The organism is Providencia sp. PROV272, assembly GCF_049901975.1.
Lineage (GTDB): Bacteria > Pseudomonadota > Gammaproteobacteria > Enterobacterales > Enterobacteriaceae > Providencia > Providencia stuartii.
In genome coordinates, this window is record NZ_CP096291.1 from 248,060 (window position 1) to 273,091 (window position 25,032).

Sequence of the window (25,032 nt, forward strand, 5' to 3'; positions counted from 1 at the left end):
GTAATATTTGATTACGGAGTTCTCGCTAATTTTTAGCCCTTTTAATTCATAAAAGGGCTTTTTTTTTATTTTTAGGGTATCAGGTATCTATTAACCGTGTTAGTTAACCAGTCATCCTTGATATACAAGGATGACAACAGGCTAACGACAGGAACATCTAACATTCGACAGTTTGATAAGCCAATTCTAATTCTTCAGCAAGGATAGCAATACCTTTCTCGATTTTTTCTGGCTCTGGCACATAATTCATACGCATACATTGATGTGCATGTGGCCAGTTTTCTTCTAGACCAGGGAAAAAGTAATGTCCCGGAACCATTAAAACACCGCGTTTTTTTAGTCGTTGATAGAGTTCTAAGCTATTAATCGGCAAATCTTTGAACCATAACCATAAGAAAATAGCACCTTCAGGCTTATGGATCAGACATTTATCTTCAGGAATATAGCGACGGATAATGCGGATAACCTCTTCTACACGTTGTTTATAGAAGGGGCCAATAACATTTTTTGATAAAGAAATCAGATCATCCCGCTGCAACATTTCCAACGCTAATGCAGGGCCAACACTACCCGGTGCAAGGCTAATAATGCCGTTCATGTTACTCACCGCTTCAATGATCTCTTCATTCGCGATGATAATACCGCAACGAGTACCGGGTAACCCTAGCTTAGACAAGCTCATACACAGAATGACATTCTCATTCCAAAATGGCGTCGCTTCACTAAAAATAATGCCAGGGAAAGGAACTCCATAAGCGTTATCAATGAGTAATGGAATGTTGTGTTGCTTTGCCAGTTTATCAAGGTGCTCCACTTCCTCATCGGTTATCACGTTACCGGTAGGGTTTGTTGGGCGTGAAACACAGATAACACCAATATCATCAGTTACTTCTAATGTATTAAAATCAACGTGATATTTAAATTGACCATTCGGTAAATATTCAATTTGTGGCTTATTTGCCACAAATAGATCGTCATCTAGCCCTGAATCGGCATAGCCAACATATTCGGGGGCTAGTGGGAATAGAACCTTACGAGTGATGCCATCTTCAAAACGACCAGCAAGCAAGTTAAATAGGTAGAAAAACGCGCTTTGGCTGCCATTGGATAGGGCAATATTTTGGGCGCTAATATTCCAGCCTAGTTTTGCTTTTAGGGTTGCTGCTAGCGCTTTCAACATGGCATCTTTACCTTGTGGACCGTCATAGTTACACAAAGTATCCGTTAATTTACCGTTGGCGCACATTTCTGCTAATAGTGTTTGGAAATAGGCATCCATCTCAGGGATATGAGCAGGGTTCCCACCACCCAGCATAATTGCACCGGGAGTTCTCAAGCCATCATTCAAGTCTTTCATTAATGTTGATATACCTGAATTTTGTGCGAATTTATTACCGAATTTAGAAAATATCATCTCATTTATTCACATATGTTAAGTAGGTTGTTAATGGAATTTAAAAACATACTCTGCTCGACAAGAGAGTTCAACAGCTTCAATCAATATAGTATTGATACAAAATACTGCTTTTTTATTAACTTCTGGGCTGATATTTGTGAAAATTGGTTAAAATATGGTGAATGTTGCTTTTGATAATGGGGGGTGATGCCGATTCATTCTGATTTATTTATATTGGCAACAATCTTTTAAATGGTCATTAATCATGCCTGTCGCTTGCATAAAAGCATAACAAGTAATGGAACCAATAAACTTAAATCCACGTTTTTTAAGTGCTTTGGATAAACGTTTTGAAAGCTCTGTCTCTGTGGGAACTTGAGTGTGAGACTGCCACTGGTTGACGATAGGTTTGCCACCCACAAATTGCCATAAAAATGTTGAGAAATCCTCGCCGTTTTCAGACATTTTTAAATAAGCCTTTGCATTAGCAATAATCGCGTTAATTTTAGCGCGGTTCCGAATGATACGAGGATCCTGCATTAAGCTGTCAACATCTTGTTCACTCATCATGGCAATTTTTGCAGGATCAAACTGATGGAACAGTATGCGATAATCTTGGCGTTTTTTTAAAATGGTGTACCAAGAAAGCCCAGCTTGTTGACCTTCTAAGCAGATCATCTCAAATAGCTGTTGGTTATCCTTTGTTGGCTTCCCCCATTCATTATCATGGTAGGCAATATATTCTGGGTCTTGATTTACCCAATGGCAACGAATTGGCGATGAATTCATTTTGTCTCCTTTCAAGGGGGGCCAAGGCTTATATGCCCTATTTATACTGTATAAATGTCCAGTTTAAAAGAGACAAAATAAAGTTTTTTTATTTATAGGGCAAATAGACGTAGATTCAATGCTGTATATCTGGCGGTCAAAGGGTATACTGACGTACTTTCATTAAATCATATGTATCGCGTGCGGATCTAACATGCAAAAGTTTGATACCAAAACCTTCCAAGGTCTTATCCTGACATTGCAGGATTACTGGGCGCGCCAAGGCTGCACCATTGTTCAACCACTGGACATGGAAGTCGGCGCAGGAACATCTCATCCAATGACGTGCTTGCGTGCGTTAGGGCCTGAGCCAATTGCGGCGGCTTATGTTCAGCCTTCTCGTCGTCCTACTGATGGCCGTTACGGTGAAAACCCAAACCGCCTTCAACATTACTATCAGTTTCAAGTGATCATTAAGCCATCACCTGACAATATTCAAGAACTTTACCTCGGCTCATTGAAGGAATTGGGAATTGATCCCACCGTTCATGATATCCGTTTTGTTGAGGATAACTGGGAAAACCCAACACTAGGCGCTTGGGGTCTAGGCTGGGAAGTGTGGCTAAATGGCATGGAAGTCACTCAGTTTACTTACTTCCAACAAGTTGGCGGGCTGGAATGCAAGCCTGTAACGGGTGAAATTACCTACGGTCTTGAACGCCTTGCTATGTATATTCAAGGTGTTGATAGCGTTTATGACCTTGTTTGGTGCGATGGCCCACTCGGTAAAACGACCTATGGTGATATTTATCATCAAAATGAAGTTGAGCAGTCAACCTATAACTTTGAATATGCTAATGTCGATTTTCTTTTCAAATGCTTTGAAGAGTATGAGAAAGAAGCTCAATATTTACTGTCACTAGAAACACCACTGCCGCTACCGGCTTATGAGCGTATTTTGAAAGCGGCTCATACATTTAACTTACTGGATGCTCGTAAAGCAATCTCAGTGACAGAACGCCAGCGTTATATTCTACGTATCCGTACCCTAACTAAAGGGGTTGCCGAAGCTTATTATGCTTCCCGTGAGGCGCTCGGATTCCCTATGTGTCACAAGAATTAAGAGGCTGTCATGACTCAACAGACTTTCCTAGTGGAAATCGGCACAGAAGAGTTACCGCCGAAGGCTCTTCGTTCATTAGCTGAATCATTTGCGGCAAACTTTACGGCTGAATTGGATAGCGCGGATATTGCACACGGTGAAGTTAGCTGGTTTGCAGCACCTCGCCGTTTGGCCTTAAAAGTCGCTGCTCTTGCAGACTCATCACCTGACCGTGAAGTTGAAAAACGCGGCCCTGCGATTTCTGCTGCTTTTGGCGCTGACGGTCAACCAACCAAAGCTGCTGAAGGGTGGGCTCGTGGTTGCGGTATTTCCGTTGACCAAGCCGAGCGTTTAAAAACGGATAAAGGTGAATGGTTACTTTATCGCGCTCAAGTAAAAGGCGTAGCAGTTAGTGAATTGTTGGTCGATATGGTAAGCCGTTCTCTGGCTAAGTTACCCATTCCAAAACTCATGCGTTGGGGCGATAAAGAGACGCATTTTGTGCGCCCTGTCCACACCGTAACCTTATTATTGGGTAGCGATGTTGTTGACGGTGAAGTGCTAGGCATTAAGAGCGGTCGTACAATCCGTGGTCACCGTTTTATGGGTGAATCAGAGTTTACGATTGATCATGCAGACCAATATCCGGCGATCTTACGTGAACGCGGCAAAGTCATTGCTGACTATGAAGAACGTAAAGCCGTCATCAAAGCTGATGCTGAAAAAGCCGCGCTCGCCCTTGGTGGGAAAGCGGATTTAACCGACAGCTTACTAGAAGAAGTTGCTTCATTAGTTGAATGGCCTGTCGTATTAACTGCAAAATTTGAAGAGAAGTTCTTAGAAGTACCTGCGGAAGCATTGGTTTATACCATGAAAGGGGATCAGAAATATTTCCCTGTTTATGACAATGCTGGCAACCTGATGCCAAATTTCATTTTTGTGGCGAATATTGAATCTTCAGACCCACAACAAATTATCTCCGGTAATGAAAAAGTGGTACGTCCTCGTTTGGCGGATGCGGAGTTTTTCTTTAAAACTGACCGTAAACAACGTCTTGAAGATAATTTACCACGTTTGGAAACCGTTCTGTTTCAACAACAGCTTGGCACATTGCGTGATAAGACTGACCGTTTAGAAGCCTTATCAGGTTGGGTTGCAGCGAAGATTGGTGCAGATGTTAATCATGCGACTCGCGCGGGTTTGTTGGCAAAATGTGACCTGATGACCAATATGGTGTTTGAATTTACAGACACTCAAGGCGTGATGGGGATGCACTACGCACGCCATGACGGTGAATCAGAAGATGTTGCATTAGCACTGAAAGAGCAGTATCAACCTCGTTTTGCAGGGGATGCGTTGCCGTCTACTGATGTTTCAGCGGCACTTGCCTTAGCCGAGAAAATGGACACCTTAGCCGGTATTTTCGGCATCGGTCAGCATCCGAAAGGTGATAAAGACCCATTTGCACTGCGTCGAGCTGCATTAGGCGTGTTACGCATTATTGTTGAAAAAGGCTATCAGCTTGATCTCGTTGAAATGACAGAAGAAGCCGTCCGCCTTTACGGTGATAAACTCACTAACAAAAATGTAGTGAATGATGTTGTTGAATTTATGCTTGGCCGCTTCCGTTCTTGGTATCAAGAGCTTGGCTATAGTATTGATACGATTCAAGCGGTGTTAGCGCGCCGTCCAACGTCACCAGCCGATTTTGATGCACGCGTGAAGGCTGTGACTCACTTCCGTACATTGGAAGATGCAGAAGCTTTAGCGGCAGCCAATAAGCGTGTTTCGAACATCTTGAGTAAATCTAATGAGAAGCTGGCTGATAAAGTTCTCGCATCTGTGCTAAAAGCACCACAAGAAGTGAAGTTGGCTACACACCTTGTTGTATTACAAGAAAAACTAGAGCCAATGTTTGCTGAGCGTAATTATCAAGATGCCTTAGTTGAGTTGGCTTCTTTACGTGAAGTTGTGGATGCATTTTTTGCTGATGTTATGGTTATGGATGAAGATGAAGCGGTACGTATTAACCGTCTAACTCTGCTTAGTCAATTACGTGATTTGTTCTTGAAAGTTGCAGATATCTCATTGCTACAATAAATCGTGAACAAGTGATGGTATTGACTAAAAATATCATTTATTAATCTTTATAAGCCCTTGCAGGATAAGATCTTGCAAGGGCTTAATATTGTCTTATAGGGGCGATTAGTTAAAAAACCCTATCAAGTTGATGGTTTTATCAGCATACAAACAAATTTAGTGAAAAATGGGTTGACGGGAAGGGCGCTCAACAGTATGATTCACACCGTTTTCGGCGAGTAGCGCAGCTTGGTAGCGCAACTGGTTTGGGACCAGTGGGTCGGAGGTTCGAATCCTCTCTCGCCGACCAGATTCCAGAACCCCACCTCATATGAGGTGGGGTTTTTTGCATTTACACATCAGCAAACATTTCACACAGTAATTTTTCTCATCATTCAAATACTGATTCTGGTGGCATGGTTTTTGTCTAACTTACCAACATGCGCTTTCAGAGTAACTTTGTTGTCCTTTCTCGTCATAATCTGTTGTTATGTTCATTAACGTTGTTTTCTTGAGTGTAATGAAAAGCATGATGTAGTCGCGAGTTGTTTATTACCTATCAATGGATTTTTCATAACAAGGAACCTGTTAATGAAAACAGCACCAACACTGTTTATTTTGTTATTTTTACTGTTCAACTATCTGCCTTGTTATGCCAATAGGCAGCTTGATTTTGCGGTGAAATCACCATCAACCCCCTGTATTGCGATTCACCAAGTTCATTTCTCAACATTGGCACTATTTCCGTTAATTACCTCGAGTGATATCAATAAATGGAAACAGGGCGTTGAAGGGAGATGTGTTAGTGAGGAAGGGCTATTGCGCTATGCAGACTTTCTTAACGCACAGTTGGCTGAGGTAGGATATATCACATCGTCTATTCACTACCCAGAGCAAACTCTGTTATTTGGTGTGTTGCAGGTTGAATTAGTCGCGGGGAAGCTCGGCAGTATTGAGTATCAAGATAGTGCTAGCCAATCATTAGCGTACGCTTTTCCATTACGCAAAGGGCAAGTCGTAGATATCCACGCTATAAATCAAGGTCTGGCTAATTTACGCAATACCCAGTTGATCCCACATCAAATTCATATTGTTTCCGATCACGAACAGAACAATATGAACCGTTTAGTGATCCAACGTAATGCAGCAAGAGCTTTTAAAGGAAAACTACTTTTAGCGTCGAAACAATCACCGCAATTTCCTACCCATGTTGTCAGCAATCTGATTATGTTAGCTAATCCATTAGCACTGAATGATTTCTTTTTTCTAAATTTAGATAGTGATATTGGAAAAGAGCCTGAAAAGAAATTGAAATCGGTCTCCATTTTGTATTCAGTTCCTTACCATTATTGGTTATTGAGTTTATATGCGGGCTATCAAGAGAACAGCATTCATCAAAACTTCCAATTAATTGATAGCATTAAAGTTAGAAATGATGTGAGAAGCCGATTACTGTCGCTACAAGCTGAGTATGTTCTTCATCGAGCCTTATATCACTCAACGTCGATAAGTATGGGGACTCAAATTCAAACATTAGATCTCTTTTTAGAGCGATATCGTTTGAAAACCCAACAACGCTTTACAAGTTATCTCTTACTTGGGGTAAAACATCAGCGTCATTTTGCACAAGGTAATGTGACATTTTCATTGAGTTATAAACAAGATACGGATTGGTTCGGTTCCACAAGGCGCCAAGTGACAGGGTTAGAGCGAGCCGGCATATATCTATTTTCGGTAGATTTTCAACGGCAATTTTATTTAGCCAACCAATCGATGTATCACCGACATGAGCTTGAAATGCAATTAAGTCGCTCGCCACTAGATCCGCAGCTTGAGCTAAATAGTCCTACTGGGAAATTTGGGATTAGGGGGTTCTCAAATAGCGTATTAACGGAGAATTTGGGAGATAACACGTTGAAACTTAAAAATGAGTGGGTGTGGTTTACCCCATGGCGGGGTTATGAGCTATATGGTGCATTGGATTTCGCCTCGACATCTTCGCAAAGCGCACATATTTGGCGAGACAACAGGTTATTCGGTACAGAAATTGGTGTGAGAGGGCAGATTGATCGCTTGAACTACCAACTCTTTATCGAGGCTCCTCTTTGGCAGTCGGCGAAATTAGCAACGAACGCGGTGAATGTTGGGGCGAAAGTGAGTATTGATTATTAGCCAGTTTATTTGGTCGCAGTTTCATTGGCTATGAATATGGTTTATGCCCAAACATAAATAGGTAAGCAGAAGTCTGGTTGAAGTAGGGTTACACAGCAGCGAGTTCAAGGAAACCGTTATATTGTACTCATAAAGCCCCCAAATAACGGCTATTTAGGTATCTCTGAGCATTGTTGTGCAGGCATTGGAATACTTATAAAGCAATTAATATAGCGAGTAAAGGGGATGAGATTAGCGATATTCCGGCGTGAATAGTTATAATGGATTGATATTAAAGTAAATTATTTATTTTGGAAAAGGCGAGTCATTGAATGAGAGCAGAGTCATATAGTGAAGGTCCGTAGAGAGAATGAAATCAAGTAGATCGTGCGATTATTGAAGTTATTAACTAATCAATAAATTGTTAAAATTTAATGAACCGTACTTTTTTATATGAATAAAAAACAAGCAAAACAATAACAACCTAAAGTAATTATTTGTTTTAAACACACCAGAACTTTATGCCGCACTCTCTTAGGTGTTGCACTATTTTCGTTCAGTAATTCAGCACTTAATCACAAATATAAAAATAAATCACCCAGAGATAAAACACTATCCTGTAGTATTTTTATGGTTATTATGTCTGCCATATGACTTAAATAACCATACAAAGACCTAAGAACACTCTTAATATGTTTCTAAAATGTTATAAGATAGTTGTCTGTTTAAAGAGAGATACTATTGACGAAGTGGATGACAGTTGATTAATTGCACAGTGAATAACAAAAAAATACAGATCCCCTATCTGTCATTTCAAGGATGGGTTTGGGCATCAAGCAAATAACACATGAACACCACAGGAGCATACAGATGACGCTCTCAATCAAAAAGACAGGTTTAACCATTGGGCTAACACTTGCAGCACTTGCAGTTTCTGCTTCTGTGCAAGCGAAAACATTAGTCTACTGTTCAGAAGGCTCTCCAGAGGGCTTTAACCCTCAGCTATTTACTTCCGGTACGACTTACGATGCTAGCTCAATTCCACTCTATAACCGTTTAGTTGAGTTCAAACTTGGTACTACAGAGATAGAGCCAGGTTTAGCGGAAAGTTGGGAAGTAAGCGATGATGGCAAAGTTTATACTTTCCACTTACGTAAAGGCGTAAAATGGCATTCAAATAAAGAATTTAAGCCAAGCCGCGACTTTAATGCGGATGATGTCATTTATACCTTCATGCGTCAGAAAGATGCGAATCACCCATACCACAAAGTCTCCGGCGGTAGCTATGAGTACTTTATGGGCATGGATATGGATAAAATCATCGATAAAGTTGAAAAAGTTGATGATTACACCGTACGTTTCACACTCTCTCGCCCAGAGTCACCTTTCTTAGCTGATATGGCAATGGACTTCGCTTCCATTCTTTCTGCTGAATATGCTGACAAAATGTTAGCAGCGGGCACACCGCAAAAAGTGGATTTGAACCCTATTGGAACAGGCCCATTTGAGCTACAGCAGTACCAAAAAGATTCACGTATTCTTTATAAAGCCAACAAAGAGTATTGGGGTAATAAACCTAAGATTGATCGTTTAGTTTTTTCGATTACACCTGATGCGTCTGTCCGTTATGCCAAGCTGCAAAAAAATGAGTGTCAAGTTATGCCATACCCAAATCCGGCAGACTTGGAACGCATGAAGCAAGATAAAAATATTACATTGATGGAGCAACCAGGCTTGAACGTCGGTTATCTCTCTTTCAACGTTGAGAAAAAACCACTAGATAACCAGAAAGTGCGCCAAGCGCTATCTATGGCTGTGAATAAAGACGCTATCATCGATGCCGTTTATCAAGGTGCAGGACAGAAAGCGAAAAACTTAATTCCACCAACGATGTGGGGCTATAACGATGATGTGAAGGATTATGAATATAATCCTGAAAAAGCAAAAGCGTTATTGGCTGAGGCCGGGTTCCCGAATGGTTTCGAAATTGATTTATGGGCAATGCCAGTCCAACGTCCATATAACCCAAATGCGCGCCGTATGGCTGAGATGATCCAAGCTGACTGGGCAAAAATTGGTGTTAAATCGAAAGTAGTGAGCTATGAGTGGGGCGAATATCTGAAGCGTGCTAAAGATGGTGAACCGCAAACGGTAATGATGGGTTGGACCGGTGATAATGGTGACCCTGATAACTTCTTCGCGACACTGTTTAGCTGTGCGGCGAAAGAGCAAGGCTCTAACTATTCGAAATGGTGTTATCAAGGCTTTGAAGACTTGATCCAGCCTGCTCGTATGACAGCAGATCATAACAAACGTATTGATCTCTACAAGCAAGCACAGGTTGTTATGAATGAACAAGCACCAGCCCTGATCATTGCTCACTCAACGGTATATGAACCAGTCCGTAAAGAAGTGAAGGGCTATGTTGTCGACCCTCTCGGCAAACACCACTTTGAAAACGTCGATATTGAAAAATAATCGTTGTTAATTTGTATCAGCCCTTCGCCATCTTTTTGATAGCGAAGGGCGTTTTCACCTCTGAATTTCAGGGAAACAGAAAACTCAGTTCTTTGTGAGCAGACAGAAGAGTCACACTCTTCTGATTAGCCAAACGGACTCAGAGCCGTCAAAGGCATTATTAAAAGAGATTCAGGATATGTTGCAATTTATCCTCCGACGTTTGGGGCTAGTTATCCCTACGTTTATCGGTATCACATTACTCACGTTCGCATTTGTGCATATGATCCCGGGTGACCCCGTGATGATTATGGCAGGTGAAAGAGGCTTATCGCCCGAACGACACGCTTATTTAATGGCTGAATTGGGCTTAGACCAGCCATTGTGGAAACAATATCTTCACTATATTAATGGCATATTTCATGGTGACTTAGGGATTTCATTGAAAAGCCGGATAGCGGTTTGGGATGAATTTTTCCCCCGTTTTAAAGCCACGATGGAACTGGCAATCTGTGCGATGATTTTTGCAATTTCAGTGGGGATCCCTGTCGGTGTTTTAGCCGCAGTGAAGCGTGGCTCTATTTTCGATCACACAGCAATTGGCTTATCCCTAACAGGTTACTCAATGCCAATTTTCTGGTGGGGGATCATGTTAATCATGCTGGTGTCAGTGCAGTTGGATTTGACCCCCGTATCTGGGCGCGTTAGCGACAGTGTATTTTTGGATGACTCCTATCCGCTGACTGGTTTTATGCTGATTGATACCTTAATTTGGGGGGATGAAGGGAACTTTATTGATGCGGTTGAGCATCTCATACTTCCTTCCATTGTGCTTGGAACCATACCTCTGGCGGTGATAGTCCGTATGACTCGCTCATCGATGCTAGAAGTACTAGGGGAAGACTACATTCGTACGGCTCGAGCCAAAGGGGTTAGTCGTGCACGCGTTATTCTTATTCATGCGCTGAGAAATGCGATGCTGCCTGTTGTCACCGTGATTGGTTTACAAGTGGGTGTTATGCTCGCTGGCGCAATTCTAACGGAAACTATTTTTTCGTGGCCAGGTCTAGGTCGTTGGCTGATTGAAGGGCTTCAACGTCGTGATTACCCAGTGGTTCAAGGTGGGGTTTTATTAGTCGCAACTTTGATTATTTTTGTTAACCTCGTGGTTGATCTGCTGTACGGCATTGTTAACCCACGTATTCGTCATAAAAAATAAGGAGCGCTTACATGTCTCAATCTACTGAGCCAACGGTTGTCAGCGCCCCTAAGCCGATGACCCCATTCCAAGAATTCTGGCACTACTTTAAGCGTAATAAAGGTGCGGTTGCCGGAATGGCATATATCATTTTAATGATCTTAGTGGCTATTTTTGCAGGTGTTTTAGCCCCTCATGCACCAGATGAGCAGTTCCGCGATTTCTTATTGGTACCACCTGTTTGGGAATCCGGCGGAAGTTGGCAATTTATCTTAGGTACGGATGACGTTGGTCGAGATCTGTTATCTCGCTTAATGTATGGTGCACGCTTATCTCTGTTAGTCGGCTGCCTTGTGGTGGTGCTCTCATTGATTATGGGGGTGACGGTCGGCGTTATTGCAGGCTATTTCGGTGGTGTGGTCGATGCTGTGATTATGCGTATCGTTGACATCATGTTAGCCCTACCGAGTTTATTGCTGGCTTTAGTATTGGTGGCAATCTTTGGCCCTTCAATCGTTAATGCCTCACTTGCACTGACCTTCGTTGCATTGCCTCACTATATCCGGCTTACTCGCGCCGCGGTGTTGGTGGAAGTGAATCGCGATTATGTCACCGCTTCACGTGTGGCAGGCGCCGGTGCTACGCGTCAGATGTTTGTTAATATTTTACCGAACTGCTTGGCACCGTTGATTGTTCAAGCATCACTTGGCTTTTCTAATGCCATCTTAGATATGGCTGCTTTGGGTTTCCTTGGTATGGGAGCACAGCCACCAACACCTGAATGGGGCACAATGTTGTCTGACGTGCTGCAATTCGCTCAAAGTGCGTGGTGGGTCGTCACCTTCCCTGGTCTGGCAATCTTGTTAACTGTATTAGCGTTTAACCTGATGGGTGATGGTTTGCGTGATGCATTTGATCCAAAACTCAAGCAGTGATGAGGTAATCTAATGGCATTGTTAAATGTAGAACAACTCTCAGTACACTTTGGTGATGAAAGTACCCCGTTCCGTGCCGTTGACCGCATCAACTATAGCGTTGAAAAAGGTCAGGTTGTTGGCATAGTGGGTGAGTCTGGCTCGGGGAAATCGGTAAGCTCTTTAGCGATAATGGGGCTGATAGACTATCCTGGGAAAGTGATGGCTAATTCGTTGCAATTTGACGGGCGTGACTTATTGTCTATTCCCGAAAAAGAGCGTCGGCAAATTGTTGGTGCCGATGTAGCGATGATATTTCAGGACCCTATGACCAGTCTGAACCCCTGTTTTACAGTGGGTTATCAGATAATGGAAGCGCTGAAAGTGCACCAAGGCGGTAGTAAAAGTACGCGTAAACAACGTGCAATTGATTTACTGACGATGGTCGGGATCCCTGACCCGAAATCGCGGCTTGATGTTTATCCACACCAGCTATCAGGTGGGATGAGTCAGCGGGTCATGATTGCGATGGCGATCGCATGTCGGCCTAAGTTATTGATTGCAGACGAACCGACGACCGCACTTGATGTGACGATCCAAGCACAAATTATTGAGTTATTGCTTGAATTACAACAACAAGAGAATATGGCCTTGGTCTTGATCACCCATGATCTTGCCTTGGTTGCTGAAGCGGCACATCACATTATTGTGATGTATGCGGGCCAAGTCGTGGAATCAGCGAAGGCCTCTGATATCTTTAAACATCCTCGTCATCCCTATACTCAAGCGCTGTTACGTGCCTTGCCTGAGTTTGCCACTAATAAATCTCGGTTAGCGTCATTACCGGGCGTTGTGCCGGGGAAATATGACCGACCACAAGGTTGTCTGTTGAACCCTCGCTGCCCCTATGCGACAGAGCGTTGTCGTATTGAGGAGCCTGAATTGCGCTCTGTTGGAGATAGGCAGGTGAAATGCCACATGCCGCTGGATGATATGGGGAGGCCGACACTATGAGTGAAAATCAACATAAGCCTTTACTACAGGCTATTAATTTAAAGAAATATTATTCAGCGAAAAGCGGTATATTTTCGGCAGAAAGGTTAGTCAAAGCTCTCGATGGCGTTTCATTTGAGCTAGAAAAAGGAAAAACACTCGCCGTTGTTGGAGAATCTGGGTGTGGTAAATCGACACTAGGTCGTTTACTGACCATGATTGAACAACCCACAGAGGGGGAGCTTTACTATCAAGACCAAAACCTACTGGTTAAAGACAAGGCGGCTGAAAAGCTACGTCGCCAAAAAATTCAAATTGTCTTTCAAAACCCATATGGCTCTTTAAATCCTCGTAAAAAAGTCGGGCAAATACTTGAGGAGCCTTTATTGATTAACACCTCGTTATCTAAAGAGCAGCGTAGAGAAAAGGTGTTATCGATGATGGCTAAGGTTGGGTTAAAAACGGAGCATTATGAGCGCTATCCTCATATGTTTTCGGGCGGGCAACGCCAGCGCATCGCAATCGCACGAGGGTTAATGTTAGATCCTGATGTTGTTGTTGCTGATGAACCAGTTTCAGCACTGGACGTTTCCGTACGCGCTCAAGTGCTTAACCTAATGATGGATTTGCAGCAAGAGCTAGGGCTATCTTATGTGTTCATTTCGCATGATCTATCCGTGGTTGAACATATAGCTGATGAAGTGATGGTGATGTATTTGGGGCGTTGCGTAGAAAAAGGAACTAAAGAACAGATCTTTAATAATCCTTTGCACCCTTATACTCAAGCACTGCTATCAGCAACACCAAGGTTAAACCCTGATTCACGGCGTGAAAGGATCAAGTTGACGGGAGAGTTACCAAGCCCGCTGAATCCACCACCGGGGTGCGCTTTTGCAGCTCGTTGCCGCCGAGCATTCGGGCAATGCACGCAATTCCAACCAGCTCTTAAAGAGTACGGAGGGCAACTGGTTGCCTGTTTTGCCGTCGATGAAGATGAAAAAAATAGCGTTGTAGCCAGTTAATCCCCACTAAGACGGCAGAAATATTGCTTTTCTGCCGTTATCCAGTGTGATACGTTGTTGTTGTTTCCGTAAATCCCCCCTTTGTCTTAATTACATAAACTTTCACTTTTAACTGCTCCTTTATTGATAAAATCAAGTATACTGAGAATAACTCAGTGACATCCAATGCCCCATAAAACCTACCTTTTTGGGCGCGCTACCCAAACTTATTGATTATTTGGCTTGAATAATGATTCGCGCCCAGTTGCAGTTTCTCAATATTGGTAAAAAATATTGTGATATGTTGGGTTAATGGGGGGATGTTAGTCGGTGTTTATCTGACTTTGTTGATAAAGGGCCGCTTTTTAAAGCGAAAAATATTCAATTCAAAAGAAGCTTGATAAAGAAGGTTTCGGAAACATGAAGAACAGGGTGCAACGTTCTCTAACGTTAAAAAGCATGATCGTATTTTTTGTGATCACGTTAAGCTCACTCGCCCTTTTTTTGGCAATTCAATTTAGTTACTTACTTGAGCAAAGAAAAGGTGACTATCTCAATCAGCTTAGTAATGCGGTTGTACAAATTCAAAAACCATTGACTGAATCATTATTAAGTTCAGATCTGAACGAAGTTAAACGGCTACTCGTGAGCTTGAAAACATCGGGTATTATGGGCAAAGCGATTGTGACAGTCGATGGGGCGACCGTTATCCATTTAGACTTTGCGACACCCCGTCCAATTCCTAGTTGGGCGGTGAAATTTGCCGGTATTCCAGTAGAGATGACAGTACCTTTGTATGCCTATGGGAATACCGTCTTGACGGCGAAACCCCAAGGGTATTTAACGCTGCAAGTTGATTCAAATCGTGTTTATCGATTCGCCTTCAACACGTTGGCATTAATGATAACGACATATTTGTTGTTAGTTTTGATCATTGCGATTGCGATGACATGGTGTGTAAGTCGAATGATTGTCAGGCCATTACGTAAAATTGCGCTAGAATTACAAGATAGCGGCGATCAAGACATCAAAGTATCAGGTTATCATAAGGATGACGAGATAGGCTTATTGGCGAAGAATTATAACCGCCAAAGAAAACAGCAAAATTCAGACTAAGTCATGAACATGTGGCGAGCTTTGTGGTCTAATATCGTTAATAATTGGTGTCACTTACAGTGTATGAGACCAAACCATATCGTTTAACCCTATAATTAGCGTTTTTCGTTAATTTATCAGTCATATTTTTGCGGTTAAATACAAGGATAGAAAATACATAGGGGTTTACATGCAGGGTTTGAAAATTCGGTATATCTTTAGTGTGGTGCTACTGTCAGTCGCTGGCCTTGCGAGTGCTGAGCCATTGCAGCCTGATCCGGCATGGCAGCAAGGAAAGCTTGAAAATGGCTTTAGCTGGCAGCTATTGCAGACTCCACAGCGTCCTAATGACCGAATTCAACTGAGATTGGCCATTAAAACAGGGTCTTTGTCAGAAAAAGCAAATGAAAAAGGTTACAGCTACTTAATCCCTAAAATGGCGCTGTTACATCAAACAGAAGCATTTCCAACCGCAACGTTGCAAAATTTTTGGCGTCAGGCAACCGATCCTGATGTTCCCATTCCGCCAGCGGTCGTCTCATATGACTACACAATTTATAGCTTGAGCTTACCACACAATAAGCCAGAGCTTCTCAAACAAGCACTCAACTGGTTAGCAACCTCCGCGGCTGGGGCAACTTATACTGAAACCACACTGCACAATGGTCTGAGTGTGACAAATGCTCCTGTTGCTACATTGCCTATTGATGCGACGGATCCTGTATGGCGCGCACGTCTGAAAGGCTCTGCAATGATGGGCTATGACCCAGGGCAAAAGGTTAAGGACAATGTAGATTTAGAGAGTGTGAATTCGTTTTACCAAAAATGGTATACGCCAGATGTTATGACGCTGTATGTTGCAGGTCATGTTGATTCACGCATGTTATCTGATTACATCACTCAAACGTTCTCTTCACTAGAAGGTAAACGTTCAGAGCCTGTTGCGGTAGCTGTTTTATCGCAGGTGAAACCTCAATCCATCGACATTCTGCAAGATAAGCAAACAAAAGATAGCTTATCCCTAATTTGGGATATCGATTGGCAACCGATTAATGACTCTGCCGTACTGATGCGCTATTGGGGAAGTGATTTAGCCCGTGAAGCACTTTATCGTTCATTACAAAAAACCTTTAGCCAAAAGTTTAACCAAGATGAAGTGAATTCGAACTTAGATTGCCGAGTGCAATATCAGAAGGCTAGCTGTACGTTAACGGTTGCAGCAGCGCCAGAAAAAATGGCAGCAGTGACAGATGTTGTTCTCAATGAGCTATCAACCGCTGTTCAAAATGGGATTTCACCTGAATTGTTTGATGAAATGCTCAATGAAAAACAGGTGCAATTATCACAATTGTTTGCGGCCTATGCTCGTACCAGTACGGATGTGTTAGCAGGCCAACGCTTGATCTCTCAACAAAATGGGGTGGTTGATATCGCTCCTGAGCAGTATCAACGACTAAGGCAATCTTTCTTAGCGGGGCAAACGCTGGATCAAGTGAATATGGAAGTGCGTCGTTTATTGTCTCAAGAAGCTGCCTTTGTGTTGGTTCAACCGAAAGAGAAGCAGTTGATGGATGCTGAGCAAATCCGCCAGAAATTTACTAAGGTGCTGTGGCCACAGGTTGAGCCTACACCGGCAATTGAAGCGGAGCCTGCAAAAGCAGCGAAATAATCTGTCATTAAATAGCCCCAACTTAGGGGCTATTTACTTTTCATCCTGTTGTTTTTTAACGTTGCGTCAGTAACCCTTCAATCACCCGAATTAAGGTTTCTCGGGAATCCCTGTCATCGACAAAGCCGGCTGCACTTGTCTGGGTTTCCGGTGAGTAATAGGCGGCAGATCCCCAAAAACCAAGGTGTGAATATAGCGTCATGCCATTTACAACACTTGCCATCAACCCTAATCGGTACTCTTGGGCGCCCACATGGTGACCTACACTCAGCATTGTCTGTAGAGTTTCTGGTTTCTCAAAGATTTCGCCATTAAATAAGGCTTCAAGGAATCGAGCCATTTGTTGAGATGAGGTAATTAAACCACCCCCGCCATACACATCCATCGAAGCATGAATATGTGTACCTTCTATCTCTTTTAGGTATTGGCGTGCACGAGGTGCATCTGTCGTAGGTTGCTCTAAATACTCCCAATAAGCGGTATCTAATCCAATTTTATTGAATTTTAATAACCCCCTAACGGCGTGGCCTAACGATTGGCCCGTAACACGTTCAATGATATCGCCTAACAGTATGTAACCTGTATCTGAATAAATAAATGTGTCTGAAGGTGCGACAACGGGGAATTTTTTACGCACATAGAGCTGTATTTGCTCTAACCGAGTCCACTGGTGTGTCGGTTTCGCAAGTACGCGCTTGAGGTAGTGATCATCTGCATGATCAAAAAGCCCGCTACTATGGCTGAGTAGATGACGGATAGCGATATGATCGGTGGCATAGCTGTCACACAGTAATTGGTTAAATTCAGGTGTGATATGTTGTGAAATGGCATCATCTAACGATAATTTCCCCATTTCAACTAACCTAAGTATGGCTGCTGCGGTAAACGTTTTTGTGTTACTGGCAATGCGTAATGGGGTATCAACCGTCAATGGGCGACCTGCCAGATCGCTTCCTCTAGCACAAAATGTACTGATACTCGCCTTTTTTTGGTTGTGATAGTAAAGCACAACGCCGCAAGGTAAGTCTTCTAACTGCTGAATATATTGTGTAGTTATCATTTTTCTCCCAACTCATTTGGTCTTTAGAGATAGAGTGAGTGCTCATATTCACTTATAACATACTTGAATAATCAGCTTGCCATGTGTCCAGAAAGGCGGTGAATTTTTAATTAACCTCACGCGATAAAATTAATGTCTTAAAAGCCGTAAAAGCAGGCACTTGGTATCCAGTACGATAAATCAAATAGGTATCACATGTTGTGACGGGGAGCGAGGCTAACAATGAGGAAGCATCCCCCATAGAATGAAATAATTGAGCCGGTAGTAGCGCGATACTGCTTCCTGCACTGACGCATGCGACCATCGCATGATAGGAGCTAAGTTGCTGAATATGCCAATCTCGTTGATTTGGGATATTTAGCCACTGCTCAGCAATATAGCGGTAGCTGCATCCTTGGGCGAAGGTAGCAAGTGAGCGTGTTTGAATATCTGAGGCGGTCTTTGCTAATTTATCTTGCTCGGGAAGCAATAAGACTAGCTGCTCCTGCCAAACGACTTGTGACTGAATGCCCATATCACAGAGTTGGTTAATATCATACAAATCTTGGGGAAGAGCCACAAAAGCACAATCTAACTGTTCACGACGTACTTGCTCAATTAGGGCTTGTGAGGTTCCGGTTAATAATGACAATTGGGTTGTTGGGTGCTGTTGGTGGTAGGCTGCCAAAGGTTGAGGTAACCGGCAGGCCGCCGTGCTCTCCATGCTACCTATTCTTAGTTGTCCTCCTTCTCTGCCTAAACTCGTGACATGGCGGGCTTCTTGCTCTAACGCCAGTAAACGATAGGCGTATTGTAGGAAGCGTGTGCCGGCTTCTGACAATTGCATCTGCTTACCTTGACGAATAAACAGCGGCTCTCCCAGATCGGACTCAAGCTGTTGAATACGCGTTGTAATATTTGAGGGAACCCTACCGAGGCGCATTGCTGCGCGTGTGATACTGAGTTCTTCTGCGACCATGCAAAATATTTTTAGGGATTCAGAGTTCATTTTCTTTTTTCGTGAATATGATGCTATATTTATTCTTAATAACAGAATAATAAGTGTAACCCTACTTGATGATAAAGGAAAGATAATGGAGCATTCTGAAGTATTTCTCCAACGTTTGGGCTTACGTTACCCAATCATTCAAGCCCCTATGGCGGGCGTTTCAACACCTGAGTTGGCTGCGGCAGTTTCTGAGGCAGGGGGGCTAGGCTCATTAGGGCTTGGGGCTAGCTCTGTACCTCAAGCTAAAGCATTGATTGAGAAAACTAATGCTTTAACAGACAAACCTTTTAATGTGAATGTGTTCTGCCATTCTACCCCCGTACGTAATCGTGAGATTGAACAAGCATGGATTCATTACTTTGCCCAACAATTAGCTCAGTTTAACGTATTGCCACCTCAGCAATTAAACCAAGTTTACACATCATTCTTAGATGATCCTCACATGTTGGCACTACTGCTAGAAATGAGGCCAGCAGTTGTCAGTTTCCATTTTAATATTCCGGATAAACAGGTGATTGATCAGTTAAAAGCCCAAGGGATCTATACAATGGCGACGGCAACTTGCTTACGAGAGGCTCAGTTGATCGAGCAGGCAGGTATTGATGCCATTATCGCTCAAGGCATTGAAGCGGGTGGGCACCGAGGAATGTTTGATGTTAATGCCGAAGATGAAGCGATAACAACATTCCACTTGGTTGAATTACTAGTGAAAAATAGCCAATTACCGATTATTGCTGCGGGCGGCTTGATGGATGGGCAAGAAATTAAAACAGCTTTAGAGCAAGGAGCCGTGGCGGCTCAACTTGGTACAGCGTTTATTTTGTGCCCTGAATCAGCAGCAAATGAAGGTTACCGTCATAAGCTGAAAAGCCAAAATGCAGCGGACACGGCATTAACAGCGGCTATCTCTGGTCGACCCGCAAGAGGGATTGTGAACCAATTTATTCGTATGACACAAGCGGATGATTGTCCTGCTATACCGGATTACCCGATAGCGTATGATCTTGGAAAACAGTTGCATGCAGCAGCAAGTAAAATGGGGAGTGATGATTTTGCCGCACATTGGGCGGGCCAAAATGCGTTGAAAGCGCGAGAGATGCCAGCGAGCGTATTGGTAGAGACGCTTGTATCAGAAATGACGAAATAATGTGTAAAGTTGTAACATGTGAGAAATTTTGAAGGGTGGCAAATGATGGATCTTTTGCCACCCTGTCAATGCGTTAAGAAGTGAGAATTTCGTTCTCTTTTGCGTTCTTTGGCTCATCCGTTGCGATCCACGCAGCACAAAATAGAGTCAATCTAGCAAAGAAGTAGAAGAAGGCCATTAAGCCCAGCACCGAACCGAAAGCCGCGCCAGAAGGGGATGAGGCTAAGTTTGGTAAAATCCAAGTCATGATTGATTTAATCACTTCAAAGCCAATAGCCGCGAGTAGAGTGCCTTTCAATAAGGAAGAGCGGCGGTGCTGCATACGCGGTAAAATCCAGAAAATCCATAAGAACAGCAAGAAGTTAGCGATAATTGAAATCGTCAGACCAATCAGAGTCCAAGCCGGTTTTAACCATTCGATATTATCTAGGCCAAGCGTTCTAACAATGGTTGCTTGAGCGGAGCCTGCGACAGAGGTGAGCGTAATTGTTACGATCAAGGCGATAAGTAGGCCAATTAAGGATAGAAAATCGCGCAAATAGCGGAAATAAATTTTTTCATGTTCATCTTCATTGCGCTCCCAAACAGGGCGTGATTGCGCCAAAATGGCTAATCGTAAGTTGTTAACCCAGTTTACGCCCGAGTAAACGGCTAATGCCAAACCGGTTAAACCAACGGTAGTCCGCTGGCGGATTGCGGTATCAATGGTTCTTTCTAATGTATTGGCTAATGTCGGGTCACTGATGCTGGCAGAAATACCGCGAACTAGCCGTTCAAGTAATTCTGGGTTACTGGCTAATACAAAACCCGCTGCTGCAAAGGTAAACATTAATACAGGGATTAAAGAAAGAAACGAAAAATAGGTAATCGCAGCACCGAACTGGTTCCCCATACGATCAGTGAATCGTTGAGCAGTACGAATAAGGTGTGCAATAAAAGGAATTGCACAAATAAAATTCACTACTCGCATAGAAAATGTCAGTGCTTTTTTACTGTTATCGATGCTTTTATTGAGCTTTGATTTTAATTTACTGGCGTCTTTTTGCTCTTCTTCATGCATATTCGACATTCGTTCCCCTTTGACTCCGTATCTAATTTTACTTAATTTTCACCATACTATAGCGTAAATTTGCAAAATTCTTCACCTTAAAGCCCATTTTTATCTACAAAATAGGCTTTAAGGTCGGTTATTTCATTGCAAATGAGGACTGAATTTGGTCGGAAAAATAGAAGGTTACGAAGAATTTATAGGCCTGTTTTATAGAGCTCTAACTCCGCTTGTGCTTCTTTTAGCTCTTCTTGAGCCTCTTTTAGCTTACGTTCGCGCTTTGCGATTTTATCGCTATTTCCTTTTTGTTTTGCTTCCAATAATTCAGCTTCTCTTTCTTGTACTTTTTCTCGTTTTTCAGCCACATTTTTTTGGCTGTCACGGTAAAGCGATGTCGGCGTGCAATAGGTATTAACGTTATCAAGAGCCCTTTGCAAACCTGCAACACGGTAAGTGTTACCGTGTTTTTTGGCGTATTTTATTTGAGTTTCAATTTTCTGCTTTTTAATTTCACAGCCATTTTGTTTATTTCCTGCCGTTGCCGAAGTCCCTGCTAAAAGTAAAACCGCTGTTATCGTTGTCATGAGTGATTTATGCATTTTTTTGTCCTTAATTATATTTTAATTTTGTTTAGGATAGCTTTTTATCATGTTGAAGTCATGCCGTTTTGTCAAATTAGGAATAGTGCTAATTTTAACGAAATTTGGCTATAATGGTTCAGAATCAGAACAAATCATTCGGTCTATGTTTTATTTTACAGGCTGTCTTTAAAGAATCTATTTGATAATAGTCATATTTGGCTAGTGTTGAATTTCCTCAGGAAAGAAAAGTGTCATGTTAAGTTACCGCCATAGTTTTCATGCAGGCAACCATGCAGATGTGTTAAAACACACTGTTCAAAGCCTTATTATTGAATCTCTTAAAGAGAAAGAAAAACCTTTCCTGTATGTGGATACGCACTCGGGGGCTGGTCGCTATCAGTTAACCAGTGAACATGCAGAAAAAACAGGTGAATATCTACAAGGGATTGCGCGCATTTGGGAACAGCCGGACTTACCAGAGGAATTGCTTCCTTATATGAATATTGTCCGTCGCATGAATGAAAATGGGCGGTTACGTTATTACCCTGGTTCGCCGCTATTAGCGAAGCATTTATTGCGTGAGCAAGACAAATTGGTGCTCACTGAGTTGCATCCTACTGATTACCCGTTATTGCGTGCAGAATTTTCTCGCGATCACCGTGCTCAGGTGTCCAAAGACGATGGTTATCAACAACTGAAAGCGAAATTACCGCCACCAAGCCGTCGCGGTTTTATGTTGATTGATCCGCCTTATGAGCTGAAATCTGATTATGAAGCTGTCGTGAAGGGGATCGTCGAAGGCTATAAACGCTTTGCGACGGGAACGTATGCGATCTGGTATCCTGTTGTATTGAGACAACAAATTAAGCGCATGATCAGTCAATTGGAAGCGACTGGGATCCGTAAAATATTGCAAATTGAATTAGCTGTACGTCCTGATAGCGATCAACGAGGCATGACGGCATCAGGTATGATTGTGATCAATCCACCATGGAAATTAGAGCAGCAGATGCAAAAAGTGCTCCCTTGGCTACACAAAACCCTCGTTCCAGAAGGAACAGGGCATACCTTAGTCGAGTGGATTGTGCCTGAATAGGCAGCCTCTATTTCATTAAGAGGAGATACCTATCTTTTATTGCTATTGTGATCAAATTGATAAATAGCATAATAGTAAGTATTAGCTTTTTAATTAATCAAAAATGGGAATAACCAAGTTATGAGCAAACATTACGACTATATTGCGATTGGTGGCGGAAGTGGCGGTATTGCTTCTATGAACCGAGCGGCAATGTATGGACAAAAGTGTGCCCTAATTGAAGCGAAAGCGTTAGGTGGAACCTGTGTGAACGTGGGATGTGTACCGAAGAAAGTGATGTGGCATGCCGCACAAATCTCTGAGGCGATCCGTGCTTATGGCCCTGACTATGGTTTTGATACCACAATTAACCGTTTTGATTGGAAAACCTTAATTGCAAGTCGTACTGCTTATATTGATCGTATCCATCAATCTTATGACCGTGTATTAGGTAATAACAAGGTCGATGTGATCAAGGGGTTTGCTCGTTTTGTCGATGCACATACTGTTGAAGTCGATGGTGAAATTTATACCGCTGATCATATTTTAATTGCAACAGGTGGTCGCCCAGTGATCCCTGCCATTTCTGGTGCAGAATATGGCATGACATCGGACGGCTTCTTTGAGCTTGAAGATTTACCAAAACGTGTTGCGGTTGTTGGTGCTGGTTATATTGCGGTTGAATTGGCGGGTGTCTTAAATGGTCTAGGCAGTGAGGCTCATCTATTTGTCCGTAAACATGCTCCGCTACGTTCGTTTGACCCTCTGATTGTTGAAACTTTGGTTGAGGTGATGAATACCGAAGGTCCAACTCTGCATACAGAATCTGTACCAAAAGAGGTCGTCAAAAATGCCGATGGTTCTTTGACGCTGAAATTGGAAAATGGCAAAGAACAAACTGTCGATGCATTGATTTGGGCGATTGGCCGTGAACCAATGACTGATAACCTGAATATTGAAGCAGCGGGTGTTGAGCTGAATGAAAAAGGTTATATCAAAGTCGATAAATACCAAAACACCAACGTCGCGGGTGTGTATGCGGTAGGTGATAACACGGGGGCTGTTGAGTTAACACCAGTTGCGGTTGCTGCGGGTCGTCGTCTATCTGAACGTTTATTTAATAATAAGCCAGATGAACACTTAGATTACAGTAATATTCCAACCGTTGTGTTTAGCCATCCACCTATTGGTACCGTTGGTTTGACGGAGCCTGAAGCAATCGAAAAATACGGGGCGGATCAGGTTAAATGTTATAAATCTTCATTTACAGCGATGTATACCGCGGTCACTTCTCATCGTCAGCCATGCCGTATGAAATTGGTGTGTGTGGGAACGGATGAGAAAATTGTTGGTATTCATGGTATTGGCTTTGGTATGGATGAAATCTTACAAGGCTTTGCCGTTGCACTGAAGATGGGGGCAACGAAGAAAGATTTCGATAATACTGTGGCTATCCACCCAACAGCGGCAGAAGAATTTGTGACAATGCGTTAAGAGTCACCGTCACAACACGTTAAAAAGGCTGAACGTTATCCGTTCAGCCTCAGACATTTCACTCCAAATAACTAAACTCCGACGAATCCATTTAAATCATTGCCAGTGAAATACCTGAGCGTAGGGGCTATGCTGATACTATTTTATGGATCGTATTCACCGTGCCTCTACTTATTGGCTAAATCCCGTTGTGTCATGCCTAATAGCTCCCGCTATACTATTGAGTCGCACTGTTTCCATTTTTAACATATTGATTCCCTGTTTTTAATGCACCCAAAATCCAGCGGCAGGGGGCTATTGGCTTTTTTGCCACCAAGACACAATATAATCAGCGATTTGTTCTGGGTTATTGATATCTAATTGTGGCAAGGTGGTATCAATAATTTGATTGCTGGCGACGGCGATCACATGTTGGTCAATTAAGCCATCTAATGGTTTACCCACTTCCGATCTAAACAGCGCGATCTTATCGATCGTCTCATGCTTAAACCCTTCGACTAAAATCAGATCGAGGGAGCTAGGATCAAAACGGCCCGCCAAATAATGCAGGTCTAATTCGTCATCTTGAGCTGGGGTTTCGGTCATCAGCGCCCAGCGCTTTTGGCTGGCGACAAGTGTTTGATCAGCGCCCGCTTTACGTAATTCATAACTGTCCTTGCCGGGTTTATCGACATCCATATCGTGATGTGTATGTTTGACTAAACCGACGCGAACATTGCGTTGCCGTAATAATGGGATCACTTTTTTTAATAGTGTGGTTTTGCCGGTGCCACTATAGGCGGTGATGCCGAGTAGAGGTAGAGATTTTTGTTTCAT

At 42.8% G+C, this 25,032-nt stretch carries 20 protein-coding genes and 1 tRNA gene; 14 read left to right on the forward strand and 7 right to left on the reverse strand.

Features of this window, described 5'->3' with window-relative positions; all coding sequences use genetic code 11:
• Window positions 1-157: 157 nt before the first annotated feature.
• On the reverse strand, window positions 158-1,414 hold the full coding sequence (locus M1E93_RS01045) for a valine--pyruvate transaminase (protein ID WP_163761899.1): 1,257 nt from the start codon (window positions 1,412-1,414) through the stop codon (window positions 158-160).
• 207 nt (window positions 1,415-1,621) lie between these two features.
• On the reverse strand, window positions 1,622-2,185 hold the full coding sequence (locus M1E93_RS01050) for a DNA-3-methyladenine glycosylase I (RefSeq protein ID WP_426207061.1): 564 nt from the start codon (window positions 2,183-2,185) through the stop codon (window positions 1,622-1,624).
• A gap of 193 nt (window positions 2,186-2,378) precedes the next feature.
• On the opposite strand from M1E93_RS01050, the gene glyQ reads away from it, so the two are divergent.
• The 11 genes from glyQ to M1E93_RS01105 all read left to right on the forward strand — a co-directional run bounded on the left by glyQ (window position 2,379) and on the right by M1E93_RS01105 (window position 16,823).
• Entirely contained in the window at window positions 2,379-3,287 is a 909-nt protein-coding gene (gene glyQ, locus M1E93_RS01055; RefSeq protein WP_004923728.1) for a glycine--tRNA ligase subunit alpha, read from the forward strand.
• 9 nt (window positions 3,288-3,296) lie between these two features.
• Window positions 3,297-5,366 (forward strand): glycine--tRNA ligase subunit beta, encoded by a 2,070-nt coding sequence (glyS, locus tag M1E93_RS01060; RefSeq protein WP_004923731.1) that lies wholly within the window; start codon window positions 3,297-3,299, stop codon window positions 5,364-5,366.
• Between the two features lie 212 nt (window positions 5,367-5,578).
• Window positions 5,579-5,655 (forward strand) — tRNA-Pro (locus tag M1E93_RS01065).
• 281 nt (window positions 5,656-5,936) lie between these two features.
• Window positions 5,937-7,517, forward strand: a complete 1,581-nt coding sequence (locus tag M1E93_RS01070; RefSeq protein WP_426207062.1) for a ShlB/FhaC/HecB family hemolysin secretion/activation protein — start codon at window positions 5,937-5,939, stop codon at window positions 7,515-7,517.
• Between the two features lie 849 nt (window positions 7,518-8,366).
• Window positions 8,367-9,974, forward strand: a complete 1,608-nt coding sequence (dppA, locus tag M1E93_RS01075) for a dipeptide ABC transporter periplasmic-binding protein DppA (RefSeq protein ID WP_014656985.1) — start codon at window positions 8,367-8,369, stop codon at window positions 9,972-9,974.
• A gap of 178 nt (window positions 9,975-10,152) precedes the next feature.
• On the forward strand, window positions 10,153-11,172 hold the full coding sequence (gene dppB / locus M1E93_RS01080) for a dipeptide ABC transporter permease DppB (protein ID WP_040132698.1): 1,020 nt from the start codon (window positions 10,153-10,155) through the stop codon (window positions 11,170-11,172).
• Window positions 11,173-11,183: 11 nt separating this feature from the next.
• Complete coding sequence (gene dppC, locus M1E93_RS01085; protein ID WP_004923748.1) at window positions 11,184-12,086, forward strand: dipeptide ABC transporter permease DppC; 903 nt, start codon at window positions 11,184-11,186, stop codon at window positions 12,084-12,086.
• 12 nt (window positions 12,087-12,098) lie between these two features.
• On the forward strand, window positions 12,099-13,079 hold the full coding sequence (gene dppD, locus M1E93_RS01090) for a dipeptide ABC transporter ATP-binding protein (protein ID WP_163761900.1): 981 nt from the start codon (window positions 12,099-12,101) through the stop codon (window positions 13,077-13,079).
• Entirely contained in the window at window positions 13,076-14,080 is a 1,005-nt protein-coding gene (gene dppF / locus M1E93_RS01095) for a dipeptide ABC transporter ATP-binding subunit DppF (protein ID WP_004923755.1), read from the forward strand. The genes dppD and dppF overlap by 4 nt, the downstream gene beginning before the upstream one ends.
• Before the next feature lie 399 nt (window positions 14,081-14,479).
• On the forward strand, window positions 14,480-15,175 hold the full coding sequence (locus M1E93_RS01100; protein WP_076914632.1) for a HAMP domain-containing protein: 696 nt from the start codon (window positions 14,480-14,482) through the stop codon (window positions 15,173-15,175).
• A gap of 169 nt (window positions 15,176-15,344) precedes the next feature.
• The gene (locus M1E93_RS01105) at window positions 15,345-16,823 is read left to right on the forward strand and encodes a M16 family metallopeptidase (RefSeq protein ID WP_014656983.1); all 1,479 of its coding nucleotides are present in this window, start codon (window positions 15,345-15,347) and stop codon (window positions 16,821-16,823) included.
• A 55-nt stretch (window positions 16,824-16,878) separates the two neighbouring features.
• Here M1E93_RS01105 and M1E93_RS01110 read toward each other — a convergent pair whose 3' ends face one another.
• Window positions 16,879-17,883: a serine hydrolase domain-containing protein gene (locus M1E93_RS01110; RefSeq protein WP_004923765.1), complete on the reverse strand. Its 1,005-nt coding sequence runs from the start codon at window positions 17,881-17,883 to the stop codon at window positions 16,879-16,881.
• 106 nt (window positions 17,884-17,989) lie between these two features.
• Window positions 17,990-18,871 (reverse strand): LysR family transcriptional regulator, encoded by an 882-nt coding sequence (locus tag M1E93_RS01115; RefSeq protein ID WP_071599670.1) that lies wholly within the window; start codon window positions 18,869-18,871, stop codon window positions 17,990-17,992.
• Window positions 18,872-18,956: 85 nt separating this feature from the next.
• Between M1E93_RS01115 and M1E93_RS01120 the strand changes: the two genes are divergently transcribed.
• The gene (locus M1E93_RS01120; RefSeq protein WP_036942188.1) at window positions 18,957-20,018 is read left to right on the forward strand and encodes an NAD(P)H-dependent flavin oxidoreductase; all 1,062 of its coding nucleotides are present in this window, start codon (window positions 18,957-18,959) and stop codon (window positions 20,016-20,018) included.
• A 73-nt stretch (window positions 20,019-20,091) separates the two neighbouring features.
• On the opposite strand, the gene yhjD is transcribed toward M1E93_RS01120, so the two are convergent.
• Both yhjD and M1E93_RS01130 read right to left on the reverse strand, forming a co-directional pair.
• Entirely contained in the window at window positions 20,092-21,087 is a 996-nt protein-coding gene (yhjD, locus tag M1E93_RS01125; RefSeq protein WP_014656980.1) for an inner membrane protein YhjD, read from the reverse strand.
• 176 nt (window positions 21,088-21,263) lie between these two features.
• A complete protein-coding gene (locus M1E93_RS01130) occupies window positions 21,264-21,665 on the reverse strand; it encodes a DUF1090 domain-containing protein (protein WP_004923780.1) in 402 nt (133 codons plus the stop codon).
• A gap of 235 nt (window positions 21,666-21,900) precedes the next feature.
• On the opposite strand from M1E93_RS01130, the gene M1E93_RS01135 reads away from it, so the two are divergent.
• Complete coding sequence (locus M1E93_RS01135) at window positions 21,901-22,743, forward strand: 23S rRNA (adenine(2030)-N(6))-methyltransferase RlmJ (RefSeq protein ID WP_104873052.1); 843 nt, start codon at window positions 21,901-21,903, stop codon at window positions 22,741-22,743.
• Window positions 22,744-22,863: 120 nt separating this feature from the next.
• Window positions 22,864-24,216, forward strand: a complete 1,353-nt coding sequence (gene gorA, locus M1E93_RS01140; protein ID WP_104873051.1) for a glutathione-disulfide reductase — start codon at window positions 22,864-22,866, stop codon at window positions 24,214-24,216.
• Between the two features lie 294 nt (window positions 24,217-24,510).
• Here the strand turns inward: gorA and mobB are convergent, their stop codons facing one another.
• Window positions 24,511-25,032: a molybdopterin-guanine dinucleotide biosynthesis protein MobB gene (gene mobB, locus M1E93_RS01145; RefSeq protein ID WP_104873050.1), complete on the reverse strand. Its 522-nt coding sequence runs from the start codon at window positions 25,030-25,032 to the stop codon at window positions 24,511-24,513.

What these genes read in the sequence shown, in the direction of transcription:
- M1E93_RS01045 (WP_163761899.1), bottom strand. Translation starts at nt 1,414, where the DNA reads ATGATATTTTCTAAATTCGGTAATAAATTCGCACAAAATTCAGGTATA.
- M1E93_RS01050 (WP_426207061.1), bottom strand. Translation starts at nt 2,185, where the DNA reads ATGAATTCATCGCCAATTCGTTGCCATTGGGTAAATCAAGACCCAGAA.
- glyQ (WP_004923728.1), top strand. Translation starts at nt 2,379, where the DNA reads ATGCAAAAGTTTGATACCAAAACCTTCCAAGGTCTTATCCTGACATTG.
- glyS (WP_004923731.1), top strand. Translation starts at nt 3,297, where the DNA reads ATGACTCAACAGACTTTCCTAGTGGAAATCGGCACAGAAGAGTTACCG.
- M1E93_RS01070 (WP_426207062.1), top strand. Translation starts at nt 5,937, where the DNA reads ATGAAAACAGCACCAACACTGTTTATTTTGTTATTTTTACTGTTCAAC.
- dppA (WP_014656985.1), top strand. Translation starts at nt 8,367, where the DNA reads ATGACGCTCTCAATCAAAAAGACAGGTTTAACCATTGGGCTAACACTT.
- dppB (WP_040132698.1), top strand. Translation starts at nt 10,153, where the DNA reads ATGTTGCAATTTATCCTCCGACGTTTGGGGCTAGTTATCCCTACGTTT.
- dppC (WP_004923748.1), top strand. Translation starts at nt 11,184, where the DNA reads ATGTCTCAATCTACTGAGCCAACGGTTGTCAGCGCCCCTAAGCCGATG.
- dppD (WP_163761900.1), top strand. Translation starts at nt 12,099, where the DNA reads ATGGCATTGTTAAATGTAGAACAACTCTCAGTACACTTTGGTGATGAA.
- dppF (WP_004923755.1), top strand. Translation starts at nt 13,076, where the DNA reads ATGAGTGAAAATCAACATAAGCCTTTACTACAGGCTATTAATTTAAAG.
- M1E93_RS01100 (WP_076914632.1), top strand. Translation starts at nt 14,480, where the DNA reads ATGAAGAACAGGGTGCAACGTTCTCTAACGTTAAAAAGCATGATCGTA.
- M1E93_RS01105 (WP_014656983.1), top strand. Translation starts at nt 15,345, where the DNA reads ATGCAGGGTTTGAAAATTCGGTATATCTTTAGTGTGGTGCTACTGTCA.
- M1E93_RS01110 (WP_004923765.1), bottom strand. Translation starts at nt 17,883, where the DNA reads ATGATAACTACACAATATATTCAGCAGTTAGAAGACTTACCTTGCGGC.
- M1E93_RS01115 (WP_071599670.1), bottom strand. Translation starts at nt 18,871, where the DNA reads ATGAACTCTGAATCCCTAAAAATATTTTGCATGGTCGCAGAAGAACTC.
- M1E93_RS01120 (WP_036942188.1), top strand. Translation starts at nt 18,957, where the DNA reads ATGGAGCATTCTGAAGTATTTCTCCAACGTTTGGGCTTACGTTACCCA.
- yhjD (WP_014656980.1), bottom strand. Translation starts at nt 21,087, where the DNA reads ATGTCGAATATGCATGAAGAAGAGCAAAAAGACGCCAGTAAATTAAAA.
- M1E93_RS01130 (WP_004923780.1), bottom strand. Translation starts at nt 21,665, where the DNA reads ATGCATAAATCACTCATGACAACGATAACAGCGGTTTTACTTTTAGCA.
- M1E93_RS01135 (WP_104873052.1), top strand. Translation starts at nt 21,901, where the DNA reads ATGTTAAGTTACCGCCATAGTTTTCATGCAGGCAACCATGCAGATGTG.
- gorA (WP_104873051.1), top strand. Translation starts at nt 22,864, where the DNA reads ATGAGCAAACATTACGACTATATTGCGATTGGTGGCGGAAGTGGCGGT.
- mobB (WP_104873050.1), bottom strand. Translation starts at nt 25,032, where the DNA reads ATGAAACAAAAATCTCTACCTCTACTCGGCATCACCGCCTATAGTGGC.